18 protein-coding genes and 1 pseudogene are annotated in these 15,172 nt (G+C 42.0%); 9 read left to right on the forward strand and 10 right to left on the reverse strand.

Annotated elements, in window-relative coordinates; all coding sequences use genetic code 11:
- Positions 1-189 precede the first annotated feature (189 nt).
- The 9 genes and pseudogenes from HY805_03220 to aroC form a co-directional block, all read right to left on the reverse strand.
- Positions 190-525, reverse strand: a complete 336-nt coding sequence (locus HY805_03220; protein ID MBI4823226.1) for a DUF5615 family PIN-like protein — start codon at positions 523-525, stop codon at positions 190-192.
- Entirely contained in the window at positions 522-797 is a 276-nt protein-coding gene (locus HY805_03225; GenBank protein MBI4823227.1) for a DUF433 domain-containing protein, read from the reverse strand. Before HY805_03225 ends, HY805_03220 begins: the two co-directional genes overlap by 4 nt.
- A gap of 48 nt (positions 798-845) precedes the next feature.
- A pseudogene (locus HY805_03230) lies at positions 846-1,043 on the reverse strand (type II secretion system protein GspG).
- Positions 1,040-2,101, reverse strand: a complete 1,062-nt coding sequence (locus tag HY805_03235) for a 3-dehydroquinate synthase (protein MBI4823228.1) — start codon at positions 2,099-2,101, stop codon at positions 1,040-1,042. The pseudogene HY805_03230 and the gene HY805_03235 overlap by 4 nt, the downstream one beginning before the upstream one ends.
- Before the next feature lie 75 nt (positions 2,102-2,176).
- Positions 2,177-2,926, reverse strand: a complete 750-nt coding sequence (locus tag HY805_03240; GenBank protein ID MBI4823229.1) for a cytosolic protein — start codon at positions 2,924-2,926, stop codon at positions 2,177-2,179.
- On the reverse strand, positions 2,904-3,764 hold the full coding sequence (locus HY805_03245; GenBank protein MBI4823230.1) for a site-specific DNA-methyltransferase: 861 nt from the start codon (positions 3,762-3,764) through the stop codon (positions 2,904-2,906). Before HY805_03245 ends, HY805_03240 begins: the two co-directional genes overlap by 23 nt.
- A gap of 6 nt (positions 3,765-3,770) precedes the next feature.
- Positions 3,771-4,037: a hypothetical protein gene (locus tag HY805_03250; GenBank protein MBI4823231.1), complete on the reverse strand. Its 267-nt coding sequence runs from the start codon at positions 4,035-4,037 to the stop codon at positions 3,771-3,773.
- 100 nt (positions 4,038-4,137) lie between these two features.
- The gene (locus HY805_03255; GenBank protein MBI4823232.1) at positions 4,138-4,644 is read right to left on the reverse strand and encodes a shikimate kinase; all 507 of its coding nucleotides are present in this window, start codon (positions 4,642-4,644) and stop codon (positions 4,138-4,140) included.
- 6 nt (positions 4,645-4,650) lie between these two features.
- Positions 4,651-5,829, reverse strand: a complete 1,179-nt coding sequence (gene aroC, locus HY805_03260; GenBank protein MBI4823233.1) for a chorismate synthase — start codon at positions 5,827-5,829, stop codon at positions 4,651-4,653.
- 135 nt (positions 5,830-5,964) lie between these two features.
- Here aroC and HY805_03265 point away from each other — a divergent pair, with 135 nt between their 5' ends.
- From HY805_03265 to ruvB, 6 genes are all read left to right on the forward strand, one after another.
- The gene (locus HY805_03265; protein MBI4823234.1) at positions 5,965-7,659 is read left to right on the forward strand and encodes a DnaJ domain-containing protein; all 1,695 of its coding nucleotides are present in this window, start codon (positions 5,965-5,967) and stop codon (positions 7,657-7,659) included.
- A gap of 69 nt (positions 7,660-7,728) precedes the next feature.
- Positions 7,729-9,534 (forward strand): hypothetical protein, encoded by a 1,806-nt coding sequence (locus HY805_03270; GenBank protein ID MBI4823235.1) that lies wholly within the window; start codon positions 7,729-7,731, stop codon positions 9,532-9,534.
- A gap of 8 nt (positions 9,535-9,542) precedes the next feature.
- On the forward strand, positions 9,543-10,127 hold the full coding sequence (locus tag HY805_03275; protein MBI4823236.1) for a D-sedoheptulose 7-phosphate isomerase: 585 nt from the start codon (positions 9,543-9,545) through the stop codon (positions 10,125-10,127).
- Positions 10,105-10,641: a crossover junction endodeoxyribonuclease RuvC gene (gene ruvC / locus HY805_03280; protein MBI4823237.1), complete on the forward strand. Its 537-nt coding sequence runs from the start codon at positions 10,105-10,107 to the stop codon at positions 10,639-10,641. Before HY805_03275 ends, ruvC begins: the two co-directional genes overlap by 23 nt.
- Positions 10,638-11,225, forward strand: a complete 588-nt coding sequence (gene ruvA, locus HY805_03285; GenBank protein ID MBI4823238.1) for a Holliday junction branch migration protein RuvA — start codon at positions 10,638-10,640, stop codon at positions 11,223-11,225. The genes ruvC and ruvA overlap by 4 nt, the downstream gene beginning before the upstream one ends.
- Positions 11,209-12,231 carry a Holliday junction branch migration DNA helicase RuvB gene (gene ruvB / locus HY805_03290; protein MBI4823239.1) on the forward strand — a complete coding sequence of 341 codons (1,023 nt, stop codon included), beginning with the start codon at positions 11,209-11,211 and terminating at the stop codon, positions 12,229-12,231. The genes ruvA and ruvB overlap by 17 nt, the downstream gene beginning before the upstream one ends.
- A gap of 33 nt (positions 12,232-12,264) precedes the next feature.
- Here ruvB and HY805_03295 read toward each other — a convergent pair whose 3' ends face one another.
- A complete protein-coding gene (locus tag HY805_03295) occupies positions 12,265-13,140 on the reverse strand; it encodes an ATP phosphoribosyltransferase (protein MBI4823240.1) in 876 nt (291 codons plus the stop codon).
- Positions 13,141-13,229: 89 nt separating this feature from the next.
- Here HY805_03295 and ilvC point away from each other — a divergent pair, with 89 nt between their 5' ends.
- From ilvC to HY805_03310, 3 genes are all read left to right on the forward strand, one after another.
- Positions 13,230-14,246 (forward strand): ketol-acid reductoisomerase, encoded by a 1,017-nt coding sequence (gene ilvC / locus HY805_03300; GenBank protein ID MBI4823241.1) that lies wholly within the window; start codon positions 13,230-13,232, stop codon positions 14,244-14,246.
- The gene (locus HY805_03305) at positions 14,247-14,864 is read left to right on the forward strand and encodes a phosphatidylserine decarboxylase family protein (GenBank protein MBI4823242.1); all 618 of its coding nucleotides are present in this window, start codon (positions 14,247-14,249) and stop codon (positions 14,862-14,864) included.
- Positions 14,865-15,172 (forward strand): adenine methyltransferase (locus HY805_03310; GenBank protein ID MBI4823243.1); only part of this gene is annotated, 308 nt, incomplete at its 3' end.

The raw sequence follows: 15,172 nt of genomic DNA on the forward strand, positions 1-15,172 counted from the left end.
AAGCCAGTTCGAAATCAAACTCACTCTCTCGTCCATAGGTCTCACCTCTCTCCATGGCATCGCAATACCTCCTTGCTCTGCCATTATACTGTTACCCATGTCCGTAGGTTAATCTGTTACCTATGTTAGCAGGTTGCACCCAACTATACCAGTCTCAAGGCTGTAACCGCAAACGCTACACAGGATTTATCAAATATATAGCAGTTTGTTTTTGATACTTTCTTTAGTATATCCTGAAAGAACTCTTGATACCCTTCGGGCAAGTTCGTATATATTTCTTCTGGTGGCTATGATAACACCTGCATGGTCTTTGCCCTTGGCAATAAGTTCCGCATATAACTGCTCATAATGGGTTCTGTTATGTGTCAGAAAGACGCATTCTTTCTTTATGGCGTAATCCATCTGCTTTATGTCTGTGGCTCCAAGCATTTTCTCCCCAAGAGTGGTTAGAACCTTAAAGCCCTTTGCCTCAAGGAGTAGTTTTATAAGGACATCAACATCTTCATCACAGTAAATTGAAATCACTTTAAAGATGAATGAATTTTGTCTGCTGGTATCTGATTCTTTTCAATGTATTTGTTAATTTCTCTCTGGTGGTCGCTATAGTAACTCAGCGATTCAAACACCTGAGCAAGTGTGAGGTGGGGCATATGGATTACAATCTCTTCAGGAGACATGCCAAGCCGCCAGTTTTCTACAATAGCCCTAACCGGAGTCCTTGTCCCTTTGATTACAGGCTCTCCGCCAAGTATCTCTCTGTTTTTCGTGATGTATTTATATTCTGTTGTGACCGGCATATCAAGATTGTAATTCATGGGGTATGCCTTTGTAAAGTGTTTCTTCAGCTACTTCAAAGACACCTCTCCTGTTTTCGGATTATAGGTATATCTTTCAGAAGGGATTTCCATGCCTGAAAAGACGGAAAGCTCAGTCAGGGTTTCAGGGTATCTTCCATTCTGGGCATAATAAATTGAAAGCGCCTTCCTGATAGAGCTGAGGTCTGCCTCTGCTGAGACATCCTTAGCCCTCTCATATTTGTTTAAGGCAGGACTTTTCTTATCCTTTCCCTGTCCACCTCTTTTATCCTTACAGAGCCAATCTCTTCAGGAAGGATAAATCTTAGCTCACCTGCAAGAGCTTTTTTATCAACCTCCATTGTCCTTAGAAGTTTCTCAACTGGTATGTTCTTTGGCAATTCAATTGGAAGCCCATAAGAGTCAATGACTCTTTTTATTCGTGATAGTTCTTTCGAATTAAGACCTGCGATGTCTGCTTCTGTACACATTCCTATTGCAATTGCCTCTCCATGAAGGTATCTTTTATACCCTGTGACAGTCTCAATTGCATGGCCTATTGTATGTCCATAATTTAAAATTGCCCTTAAGCCTTGCTCTTTTTCATCCCTTGAGACAACCTCTCCTTTTATCTCGCATGAGCGTCTGATAATGTGGGTCAGGGCTTTTCTATCAAGCCTGAGTATGGCAGACCTTTGCCTTTCAAGAAACTCAAAAAGGCTTTTATCCCATATGACTCCGTATTTAATCACCTCTGCCATGCCTGAGATAAACTCTTTTTGAGGCAGTGTCTTTAAAGTATCTGTATCAATACAGACCAATGATGGCTGATAGAATGTTCCAATCATGTTTTTACCCAATGGATGATTGACACCGGTTTTGCCACCCACTGAGCTATCCACCTGACTTAGAAGTGTTGTTGGAACCTGTATATAGCGGATGCCCCTCATGTATGTGGATGCAGTAAAACCTGCTATATCTCCTATGACACCTCCTCCAAGGGCTATGATAATGGATTTTCTGTCAAGCCCAGCCTTAAGGAGCCCTGTCCATATGTATTCTGCCCATAGAAGGCTTTTGTATTGCTCGCCATCGGGGATAATGACATTCAAAGGCTTAAACCCTGCTTTTTTTATGGAGTCAGATACAACCTTTCCACAGAGCTTATAAACAGTCGGGTTACTAATAATGGCTATTTTTGGGCTTGGCTTATAGGGTTTAAGTTTACTGCCAACTGCACCTAAGATGCCTGAGCCGATATGGATGTCATAGCTTCTTTCACCCAATGAGACCCTTATTTTTTCCAGTAGTTTTTCCTCCTAATCTTCTGCTTCACTTCTAAATTCTACCAACCTTTCCCACAGCAAACAGATAGGAAATCATTATTTATATTTTTTTATTTGTCCTGAATTAAATTCTAAAAGTCTCTTCCAATCAATTTTTCCATCTATACAAAATCGTTGAGCAAATTCTAATGTAAATTTATTTACGACAACAGCATAAGCTTCGAGAAACTCTTCATTTTTTTGTTTTGCCTTGTGTCCGATTGGCTCAATAATATCAATGTAAAAATTTTCACTTCCCGAAACCAATTGCCAAAATTCCTGTCCACAAATTTTATAGTAACCATCTTTTTCGGGGCTTCTATTTTTCTTATTTCCAAAACAACAACCGTTTACCGCAATTACTTTTTTACCTGTTTGGTTTTCTAAAAATTTTTTGGCATTTTCAAAGTTAACTTTCAACTGCTTGATTTGGCTTGCATTGCCCCAATTCCATCCAGCCTTTATTTCTACGATGTAGATGCAATTATTCTTTTCAAATTCCAAATCAATCCCTGTTAACTGCGATTTTTTCGCACTAAAAACTCTGTCACATACAAAAATTGCTAAACCTTCAATAAATTCACCAAATAAAGTTTCTTCTTGAGATTGAAGAAAAGCATCTAAAAATCCTTTTATTAAGTCTTGGGCAGTCAAAATATTTTTAGCCCTGAACAAATAAGGATTTTTCTGCTGAAGAATTTTATCTAATTCTGTTGTAGTTGTAATGTATTCAAGTCGCTTTTGATGAAAAATGGAAATATACTTTTCAACATATTCATAAACTTCATTTAGATTTAGCTGTTTCATATTTCGCTTTTGGTTCAAATAATGAGTATTCACCTCTTATTTCAGATTTCATCATTTCATAATATTCTGAAATAATATCAATTCCTATTGAATTTCTTCTTAGTCTATTGGCAACTCTTAATGTTGTGCCTGAACCCATAAAGGGGTCTAATACAGTATCTCCTTCTTCTGTGAACAGTTTTATGAACCATTCTGGTAAACCTTCTGGAAAAACAGCACTATGGTTTCTATTACTACATTCGGTTGCTAAATGTAATACATTTGTGGGATAAACTTTGTCACGCTTTAACCAATTTGAAATATTTTTCCCAAAACCACTTTTTGACCTTGATTCAAACCTTATCTTATCCTTTTCACTTAAGTTTTTTAATCTATCTTCTACCCAGTCACCAACAGGTATCATAACTGCTTCTTGAAACATTTTAAACTGCTTAGTTTTATTGAATTGTAGCAATCTTTCCCAAGCATCACGAAAACGATTTGGCCACTTTCCAGGATAACAATTCTTTTTATGCCAGATAAATTCTTCTGTCCATAACCAGCCCTGTTTTCTTAATGCTAAAATTAATTCTAAAACATAAGTATGTCGTTCACCATTTTCTGCTTTTTCCTTAACATTCAAAATAAATGTACCTTCTGGCTTTAACACCCTTAAAAATTGTTCGCTTCTCAATAAAAACCAGTCAACATATTCCTCTGGTTTAATTCCACCATATGTATGGACACGTCTATCAGCGTAAGGTGGTGATGTAAAGATTAAATCTATGGAGTTTTCATTAAGGTCTTTTAAAACCTCTTTGCAATCACCTAAAATTATTTCACTCTGAATCTTCCTCATAATTTATCAAAGTAATTCTGAAACAAGTTCTTTAAAGCTTTTGATTTCAGACCATCTAACACATTTAACTCCAACCTCCCCATTCCAGTAATAATAAACATCGCTGTTAACTTCCGCAAGATTGCCACTCCCATAATAATTTATAAGGTAATCATGCATTTTACTTTCTAAATCTTCCTTATCTTTTGCATAGAAAACCTTCCCGAATATTTGTTCATATTCTCCACATACAAATTCAAAATTGACAAAATATATTTTTCCTTTATTATCCATTATTAAACACGGTTATACAATTCACTTTTCCACCCACTCACTTGCCTGTTTGATGGTAAAAAGTTCTTCTTTGTTTTCCATTATATTCTACACCATTTAGTTATATATTTTTTGCCCCCTTCAGTATCTCTTCTGCAATTTCTCTTGGTGTCTTCCCCTCTGTGTCTACCATAATATCTGCCTTCTCATAAAAAGGTGTTCTATATGCTAAAAGCTCTTTTATTTTTTTTAGCGGGTCATTGACCTGTAGAAGCGGTCTTGTGCTGTCATTAGCGGTTCTTTTAAGAATGCTCTCAGGGCTTGCCTTAAGCCACACTATGATGCCGTGCTCTTTCAAAGATGACATATTCTCCTCTTTCAAGACCGCACCGCCCCCTGTTGAGATAACGACATTCTTCTGCTTTGAAATATTCTTTATAATGTTTGTCTCTATGTCCCTGAAATAAGGCTCTCCATGTGTTTTAAATATCTCTGTAATAGGCATCCCCTCTTTTTTTACAATCTTCTCATCCATATCTATGAAGGTAAACCCTAACCTTATTGAAAGCTCTTTTCCGACCTCTGTCTTGCCAGTTCCCATAAAGCCTGTAAGGACTATGTTTTTCAATGGTGCTCAGAAGCCCTTTAGATATTCTATATAGGAGTTATAGTTTCTCTTTGTCTCCTTGATGCTATCTCCACCGAACTTCTCTAAAAAGGCATCCGATAGAGTAAGTGCTGTCATTGCCTCTCCTATAACAGATGCAGAAGGCACAGCGCATATGTCAGAGCGCTCATACACCGCAGAAACTGGTTTTTTCGTCTTTATATCAACTGTCCTGAGCGGCTTCCTCTGTGTTGGTATGGGCTTCATTGCGGCTCTTAACACTATAGGCATTCCATTAGTCATTCCGCCTTCTATTCCGCCTGCGTTGTTTGTCTTTCTAAGGAATCTTCCACTTCTATAGAAAATCTCATCCATGACATCCCTTCCGAATCGAGATGCCATATTAAATCCTGAGCCCACTGCCACTGCCTTTATTGCCTGTATGGACATGAGTGCCTGTGCAAGCCTTCCATCGAGCCTCCTGTCCCACTGGATGTGGCTTCCAAGCCCCGGAGGCACACCTACTGCAAAGACCTCAAAGACTCCGCCCAATGAGTTTCCCTCCTTTTGTGCCTTTTCAATCAGTTTTTCCATTTCTTTAGAGTCGTTCTTAAAAGGACATCTCACAGGGGATTTCTCTGCCTTCTCGGCAATGGAAATGAGATAACGAGGCTCTGCCCAGAATTTGGGCTCTGTCTCCTTACATTTTACAGAGCCGATTGAAATCACATAACTTCCGATTAATATGTCAAACTCCTCAAGAAGCCTTTTGGCAACTGCACCCAATGCAACCCTCATTGCAGTTTCTCTTGCACTTGAACGCTCAAGTATGTCCCTTATGTCGTGTGTGTTGTATTTCATAGCTCCTGCAAGGTCTGCATGCCCGGGTCTTGGCTTTGTGACAGGCTCAATTACATTTAAGATAGCCTCCGAGGACATTACCTCTTTCCAGTTAATCCAGTCTTTGTTTTCGATGAGAAGGCTCAAAGGAGACCCTAATGTCTTACCCAATCTCACACCCGAGAGGATTTCAGCGCGATCATCTTCTATCTTCATTCTTCCGCCTCTGCCTTTACCTCCCTGCCTTCTTTTAAGCTCTTTATTTATGTCATCGGGTAAAAGGGGTAGACCAGAAGGGATGCCCTCGATTATGCCGATAAGGGCTTTTCCGTGGGATTCTCCTCCAGTAAGGAATCTTAATGACATTGGGTAATTATACCTGTTTTGCCTGAGAAAATGTAATCCGAGTAATTATTTATTTGGTTGTCTCTGAAGATGCCTTGAGTTACTCGGCTAACTTGCCTGTTGACAGTTCCTAACGAGCAAATATAAAATTTACTGATGTCGGGAAAAAACAAAGACAAGAGGCATTTCTACAGGTACAACAGAAAATCCAACTTTAAGGTTCATATCGGAGGCAAATCCTTTAAGGCAGAGACCTTTGATTATTCCTTAAGCGGTATCGGAGCTGAGGTCGAAGACTCCCCGCCCATCGATGTGGGCGATACCCTTCATATAGACATCCCCAACAGCTCCCTTAGGTTTCAGGGAAGGGTCGTGAGGGCAGAGAAATCAAAGGCTGGATTAAAAATAGGGGTCTTCAGGCTAAGCCCTTTTTGTGGTTCTTTAGGGGAGTTTAAGCTCTCCGATATCTTACTTGGACTTCAAAGGGGAGGTAAGACAGGCATACTCAGCCTGAAAAACGGAAGTGTAATAAAAAGCATCTTTATAAATTCAGGAGACATGGTATTTGCCTCGTCGAATCAGGATGCTGACAGGCTTGGGCATGTGCTCCTCATGGAAGGCAGGCTTAGCCCCGAACAATATGAAAGGTTATTAGAGACAGTTAATAAGACAGGTAAGAGGCAGGGTAGGGTCCTCGTTGAATTGGGCTATCTTAAGCCTCAGGAGCTTCCATGGGCCGTAAGGCATCATGTCGAGCATATCATCCTGAGTGTTTTTGCCTTTGAAGATGCAGAGTTTGGCTTCAGGGAAGGACCGCTTCCAAAAGATGAGGTCATACCCCTTAGGCTTTCTGCGGCAAATCTCATATATCGGGGCATAAAGAAGATTGAAAATCCATCTTATATCAGACGTGAATGTCCTACACATGACAATATAATATGTTTTTCTTCAGACCCGCTTGACCTTTTTCAGGACATAAGATTAGATGAGGAGGATAAAAAACTCCTTTCTTATGTGGATGGAAAAACAGATATAAAACAAATCATTCAGCTTATGCATATCGGTGAGGATAAAATACTGAAATCCATCTATGCACTTCTTTTAACGAGAATAATAACTGTCAAGGAAGGAGAAGAGCCCTCTATCGATATATCTGCCGAGGAGGTTATTGGGCAAAAGGATATGTCTGCTGAGGTTGTGGAAAAGATAGAGAGGCTTTATCAGGTATACAACAGTCTTGGCTACTACGGCGTCTTAAGGGTCAAAGACACAGCCTCGAGTGAGGAGATAAGAAGGGCATATTACAGGATGGCAAAGGAATTTCATCCTGACAGGCATTTCTCTTTGCCCCATGAGGAGAAAAGCAAGTTAAACGCATTGTTTTCGTATATAACGACTGCTTACTCAACCCTTACGAACCCAACATCGAGAAAGCAATACGATACGGCACTTTCAGACAAACCTCAAAGGTCATTTTCAAATGAAGAGACAGCGTCTCAAAAATTCGAGCAGGGCATGATTGAGCTTAAGCGAGGAAAATTCTCCGAATCCGCAAGACTTTTCTCGGAGGCAACCTATTACGACAACTCCATTGCAAAATACCACTACTACTATGGCAGTGCCCTGAGAAGACTCGAAAAACACAAAGAGGCTGAAAAGGCAGTAGGCAGAGCCCTTAAGATTGACCCATTCAATGCGGATTACCTGTCAGAGGCAGGGCTTATATATTTGAGCCTCGGATTCACCTTAAGGGCAAAGGGAAATTTCGAAAAGGCACTTAAGACAATGCCAACAAATCAAAAGGCAAAAGAAGGACTGGCAAAAATATCCGAGATTGAAAAGGCAGGATAGATTTTTCTACTTTACATAATGGCGTATAATATGCTATTGATAATATTAAAAAATTTAAAGGGGTAAAAAATGAATCACAGGTGCCATCACGGAAATAAGCTCGAATCGCTGTTTACGATAGCCTTATTCATAGCTATGTTTTTCGTCCCGCAAGGAGGCAGTGCCATTGTGATAAAGCCTGGAAGATTAGACCATTTCGCCATTAAAACACCCGAGGTTATGCGGGCAGGCGAGGAGTTCTCGGTAGAGCTTCAGGCATTCGATAAATACGATAACCTTATAACGAATTATGCAGAGACAGGGAAAGATATACAGGTTACGGTATCAGGCGGAGCAGGGCTTAGACCCGATATAGTCAAGGCATCCTCTTTTACAGCCGGAATTGCACGCATAACAGTGCTTGATAAAAAAGCCGAGAGCATAGTCTTTTCTGTGTATGAGGCTGGAGGGACAGTGCCCCTTTATACAAAACAAGTAGAGATTATCCCCAATAAACCGAGCAGTTTTGTAGTTAAATCTCCGGAATCAGTAAGTGCAGGAAGGGCTTTTGAGGCAACGATTACTGCAAAGGATGCATTTGGCAACACAGTAAGGGACGGAACCTTAAGCACGGATATAAGAGTATTTTCAACAGGAAATGTAGAGCTTAAAACCATCAGTCCTCTTATTTTCAAGGACGGAATAAGCATTATAAGCCTTATAACAGAAAAAACAGGTGTGGCATCCTTTGAGGTCAGGGACATAGTCAAAGGAGGAAGCGGTAAGAGTCAGGACATAACAATAACCCCTGCCAGCCTCAACCATTTTAGTATTATCGTTCCCGAGGAGGTAACCGCAGGCAGACCCTTTGAGATAACGATAACTGCAATGGATGCATTCAACAATATTGCCTCGAATTATTCCTCTTATGGCGTTGGAGCAAACATCCTCTCATCAGGCAAAGCCACGGTGTCTCCATCCTATGTCAAGCCTTTGGAGTTCAAAGAGGGCAGGGCAGTGCTCAACCTGACATGTGAAAAGGCAGAGCACATATATTTGACTATTATCGAGGCAGGAAAGACACAGGAAGGTAAAAGCCCGATTATAAGGGTTGAGCCTTCTGGTATCGACAGATTCGTGCTCATAATGCCTGAGGATGCAGTGGCAGGGCAGGGCTTTAGGATAAAAATAGAGGCATACGATAGATTTGAAAACATCATTAAAAACTATAACATAAAGGGCACTGACATCATGCTCAGGACATCAGGCACAGGAACCCTTATACCCGATAAGGTCTCTGCAGTTGACTTCATCGAAGGCGTGGCATCGGTTGATATATCTTATGATAAGGCTGAATCCTTTAGCATCTCTGTCGTTGCTATTTCAAAAGAAGAGCCTCAAAAGGAAAAACCCCTACAGGTTATAGAAAAAAGACCACCTGAAGAAAAACTGCCTCCTAAAAAAGAAGAAAAGCCAAAGGTAGAGGTGAAAAAAATCCCTCCAAAAGCCAAAAAACCTGAAGCAAAAATCCCAAAGAAGGAAAAGATAACAAAGAAGGCGCCTGAAAAGGGCCCCTTTTCAGTCTCTGACATAACCATAGTGGAGGCTGAAAATAAGGCATTGTTCGTAATTAAGATACCCGGCATAAGCACAGGGCTGTCTTACAAAGAAGGGCTTGAGCACCTTGAAGGAAAAGACTGGGTGAAGGTAAGGCTAACGCCTGCGGTAAACAGGATAAGCAAACCCCTGATGTTTAAATCCGCATTTATCGGCGAGGTAAAGGTAAGGGATGTGGAAGGCGGACTGGACATACTTTTTGAGCTTCTTCCAACAAAGGTAAAATACGACATAGAGAGGTCTGCGGACTCCCTTATCATCATACTTACCCCACTTTAGAGAGTAATATGAAACAGAAGATTCTAAAGATATTTGACGAGAGCATTTCGGTAAAAGCGAAATTCGCAAAGGAAAATGCCGACACCATAGCCGAGGTCTCGAGGATGATTGCCAATGCATTCAATGAAGGAAGAAAGCTGATTATCTTTGGAAACGGCGGAAGTGCAACCGATGCATCCCACATAGCCGCAGAGTTTGTAAACAGGTTCAAAAGGGAAAGGCCCCCATTGCCTGCCATAGCCATTAACACAGACATGGCAGTCCTCACTGCGATTGCCAATGATTACGACTACTCCGAGGTCTTTGCAAAGCAGATAAAGGCATTTGGAGAAGAAGGAGATATAGTCATCGGGATAAGCACAAGCGGAGGCTCTCTAAATGTCCTAAAGGCAATGGACATTGCAAAGAAAAAAAAGCTAAAGACGATTGCCTTTACAGGTGCAAAAGGAGAAAAACTTGCAGGAAAGGCAAATTATGCCTTTATCGTTCCATCGGAGAACACACCGAGGATACAGGAGACCCACATAACCTTAGGACATGTCCTCTGCCAGATGGTCGAGGAGATACTGTTTGAGGACCCAAGAAAAAAATAGCCTTATGGTCATGGGCATAGACCCGGGAAGTCTTTCCTGCGGATATGGAATTATAAAAACCAATGGAACTGTCTCTGACTACATAGCCTCAGGAGAGATACGGCTTAACCCAAAAAGCCCCCTTCATATCAGATTGAAATTACTCCATGAGGGGCTTCTAAGCATAATCAAGCAGTATAAGCCCAGCGAGGCTGTGGTAGAAAAGATATTCTTTGCAAAATCGGTAAGGTCTGCCCTGAGCCTGGGCCATGCAAGGGCAATAGCCCTTCTCAGTGCATCATCCGAAGGGGTTTCTGTCTATGAATATAGCGCACTTGAGGTCAAAAAAACCGTTACGGGCTATGGAAGAGCCGAAAAGGCGCAGGTGGAGGCAATGGTGAGAAGAATCTTAAACATCGATACTCCGCTTTCTTCGGACAGTGCAGATGCTCTTGCCTTGGCACTGTGCAGGACAAGCAGGGCTAAGTTAGATGCATTAACCCTTAAGGAAGTAAGAAAGGCACGACTCCGATGATAGGGTCTCTTAAAGGCAGGATTCTTACGAAAAGGCCTGAAAATTTTATCGTCGAGACCAATGGTGTTGGCTATCAGGTCAATGTTCCCATTTCCACACTCTCTCTGCTTCCACATGAAGGGCAGGAGGTATTTCTTTACATATACACTCATGTTCGAGAGGATTCGCTTCAGCTTTACGGGTTTATGAGCGAGGATGAAAAAAGGGTATTCGTTTCGCTACTTGGCATAACAGGCATAGGTCCAAGGGTTGCCTTGAATATTCTGTCAGGCATCTCCTATCAGGACCTCTTAATGACAATAGAGGCAGAGGATGTAAGAATGCTTACGAGAATACCCGGTCTTGGCAAAAAAACCGCAGAGAGACTTATCCTCGAGCTAAGGGGCAAACTGCCTTTAAAGGCAGATGTAAGAGACAGGGTGTTTGAGGATGCCCTTTCAGCACTGATAAACCTTGGATATAAAAAACCCGTGGCAGAGGAGGTATTGGGAAAAACATATAAAAAAGGCAGTAATGATATAGAGGGCACTCTTAAGGAGGCATTGAAACTTCTAAGTGGCGGAGAAAATGAAAAAAGAAGGTAAGCAACCGAGTACTATGGGCTTACATCCCGAGGAAGAGGAGCGCTCCTATGAGTTTAGCCTGAGACCAAAGACATTCGATGAGTTCGTTGGTCAGGAAAAGACAAAGGAAAACCTGAAGGTCTTTATAAAGGCCGCATCCATGAGGAAAGAGGCATTGGACCATGTGCTCTTTTATGGCCCTCCTGGGCTTGGAAAAACAACCCTTGCACATATAATAGCCTCGGAGCTAAGGGTAAATATCAAGGGCACATCTGGACCTGTGCTTGAAAGGCAAGGAGACCTTGCCGCAATCCTTACGAATCTCTCCGAGCACGATGTGCTTTTTATAGATGAAATCCATAGACTGCCAAGAATCGTAGAAGAAGTGCTATATCCGGCAATGGAGGACTTTCAGTTAGATATAATCATCGGACAGGGACCCAGTGCAAGGACATTGAAATTAACCCTTCCTGCATTTACACTAATAGGCGCCACTACAAGAAGTGGGCTTCTTACATCTCCTCTTCGTGAGAGATTTGGCATAATAAGCAGGCTTGAATTTTATGGGACAGAGGAACTAAAGAAAATAGTTATGCGCTCCTCAGCAATACTGGATGTAGCAACCGGTGATGATGCCAGCCTTGAGATAGCCTCCCGCTCGAGAGGCACACCGAGGATTGCCAACAGGCTCCTTAGAAGAATTAGGGATTTTGCAGAGGTTAAAGGCACAGGCAAAATAGACCTCGATGTTGCACAGAATGCCCTTAGTGCACTTGAGGTCGACTCCATAGGACTTGACGATATGGACAGAAAACTCCTTCTTACGCTTATCGAGAAATTCGGAGGAGGACCTGTTGGAATCGACACCCTTTCGGCATCTCTCAGAGAGGAAAAAGACACCATAGAGGATGTCTGCGAGCCATTTCTCCTTCAGGTAGGAATGATTGAAAGAACCCCAAGAGGAAGGGTTGCAACTAAAAACGCATACATCCATCTGAATGCGGACTTGCCAAAAGGGCTGTTTTAAACAATCCCATGAAAGGGCTCCTTTTGGACTGTCTTAGGGTATTACTTTATTAAGCTGATATTCTACTATTCCTGTTGCGCCTGCCTTTTTGAGCCGGGGGATGATGTCCCTGACAGTCTTTTCGTCTATAACGACATCTATGTCAAACCATCCCTTGTCAGTGAGTGTCGATATGGTTGGAGAGTGCATAGAAGGCAGGATGCTTAGCACTCTATTTAGGGATTTCTGAGATACATTCATCTTGAGCCCTACTTTTTCCTCTGCGGCTAATGCTCCCTTAAGGAGCATAACAATGGTTTCAATCTTTACCCTTTTCCATTTGTCCTTCCATGCCTTTTTATTTGCAATGAGTCTTGTGCTTGACTGAAGTATTGTCTCGACGATACGGAGGTTGTTTGCCTTGAGCGAGGCGCCTGTTTCTGTAAGCTCGACAATGGCATCTGCAAGATGTGGTGGCTTGACCTCGGTTGCACCCCATGAGAAGTCCACCTCTGCACGAATACCTCTTTCCTTTAAGTATCTCTTTGTGAAGCCTACAAGCTCTGTTGCTATGCGTTTTCCAGCAAGGTCTTTAAGAGCCTTTATCTTTGAGTCATTCGGGACTGCTACGACCCACTTAACAGGGTTTAGTCCTTCTTTTGCATATATTAGCTCTGTAACCTCATGCACATTGGCATTGCCCTCTAATATCCAGTCTTTTCCTGTTAGTCCGCAATCAAGTATTCCCTTTTCCACATAACCTGCCATCTCCTGTGCCCTGATGAGCACTGCATTAATCTCAGGGTCATCGAATTGAGGATAGTAACTGCGGGCTGACACAGAGATGTGATAGCCGGCTTTTCTGAATAGCTTTAATGTGGATTCCTGAAGGCTCCCCTTTGGAAGACCTAATTTTAGAATCTTACGCATCACTTAGAATATCAGATAGACATGGTTATTTTCAATAACAGGGGATTTGTAATATAATAGCGTATCCGTTTAAAAATGAAGGAGGAGACATGGTAAAGGTATATTACGATAAGGATGCTGACCCAAAGGCTCTGAAGGGCAAAAAGATTGCCATCGTAGGCTATGGCAGTCAGGGACATGCCCATGCGCTTAATCTTATGGAAAGCGGTATGGATGTTATAGTGGCTGAGAAGGAAGGTGCAAACTGGATGAAGGCAGAGCAGGCAGGATTCACTGTTATGAAGACATCCGATGCCATAAAGAAGGCAGATGTGATAATGATACTTCTGCCTGATGAGCTACAGGCTGATATTTACAGAGGAGATATAGCCCATAACATCAAGCCCGGCTCTTACATAGCATTTGCCCATGGCTTTAACATCCACTTTGGACAGATACAGCCTCCACCTGATATAAATGTCCTTATGGTTGCACCAAAGGGACCTGGGCACCTTGTAAGGTCAGAGTATCAGAAAGGCTCTGGCGTGCCCTGCCTAATAGCTATTTATCAGAACCCATCAGGAAATACAAAGGATATAGCATTAGCCTATGCATCTGCCATTGGTGGTGGAAGGGCAGGGGTGATAGAGACCACATTCAGGGAAGAGACAGAGACAGACCTTTTCGGAGAGCAGGTGGTGCTCTGTGGAGGCTTGACCTCACTTATACAAGCAGGTTATGAGACCCTCGTTGAGGCAGGCTATAGCCCTGAGATGGCATACTTTGAATGCCTTCACGAGGTAAAGCTCATAGTTGACCTGATATACGAAGGTGGAATCTCCAACATGAGATACTCCATAAGCAACACCGCCCAGTTCGGAGACCTCACGAGGGGTCCAAGAATCATTACAGAGGAAACTAAAAAGGAGATGAAAAAGATACTCACTGAGATTCAATCAGGAGAGTTTGCAAGAGAATGGATACTTGAGTGCAAGGCAAATAAGCCTGTATTTAATGCCCTTACAAGAAAAGGAGAGGAGCATCCAATAGAAGAGGTAGGAGAGAAGCTGAGGGCAATGATGCCATGGCTTAAAAAAGGAAAACTCGTTGATAAGACAAAGGCATAAGTGACTAAGATTGCTAAGGAGGGCTATCCTTTTATCGCAGTGTCAGGCATTGTAGGAGTGGCGGTGTATCTCATAAGCCCTCCAATTTCAGTTTTGCCTTTTCTGCTCACACTCTTTATGGTATTGTTTTTTAGAGACCCTGAAAGGACTCCATCTTCCAATGAAGGCTTTCTTTGTCCTGCTGATGGAAGGGTTATAGTTGTAAAAAACACCTATGAAGAGACATTCATAAAAGGCAATGCCCTCCTGATAAGTATATTCATGTCCCCATTCAATGTTCATGTCAACCGCTCTCCATGTAATGCAGAAGTTCTGGATGTAAGGCACACTAAAGGCAAGTTCTTTTCAGCATATAAAGAAGAAGCCTCACTTAAAAACGAAAACACGGCAATGCTTCTTAAATGCGAGGGCAAGAAGGTGCTTGTCCGACAGGTGGCAGGGTTTCTGGCAAGAAGAACGGTCTGTAGGGCCAAGGTAGGAGATAAACTTAAGCGTGGCGAAAGATTTGGCATAATAAAATTCGGCTCAAGGCTTGATGTGTTTCTGCCCGAAGGAACAGAGCCTGCTATAAAGGTAGGCGATAAGGTAAAGGCAGGGGAGACAGTAATAGGCATTTGAATGTTAAAAGACTATTTTAAAAAAATTTATGAAGTTACCAATCGTGGAGATGCAAGGGAAGAAAGTTATTACTCTGCCCTTGAGGAATTGTTTAAGAAGTATGCAGAATCTTTAGGTAGAAAAGATGTCCAGATAACAACACTACCTAAGAAAACAGAGGCAGGCAATCCTGATTTCAGGGTCTGGGATGGAAAACAGCATATTATTGGCTATATAGAAGCCAAGCTACCAACCACTGAATATTTGGACCAGATAGAGGCAGGAGAGCAATTAAGGCGTTACCGCGATACCTTTCCAAATCTCATATT

This window comes from Nitrospirota bacterium (assembly GCA_016207905.1).
Taxonomy (GTDB): domain Bacteria; phylum Nitrospirota; class Thermodesulfovibrionia; order Thermodesulfovibrionales; family JdFR-86; genus JACQZC01.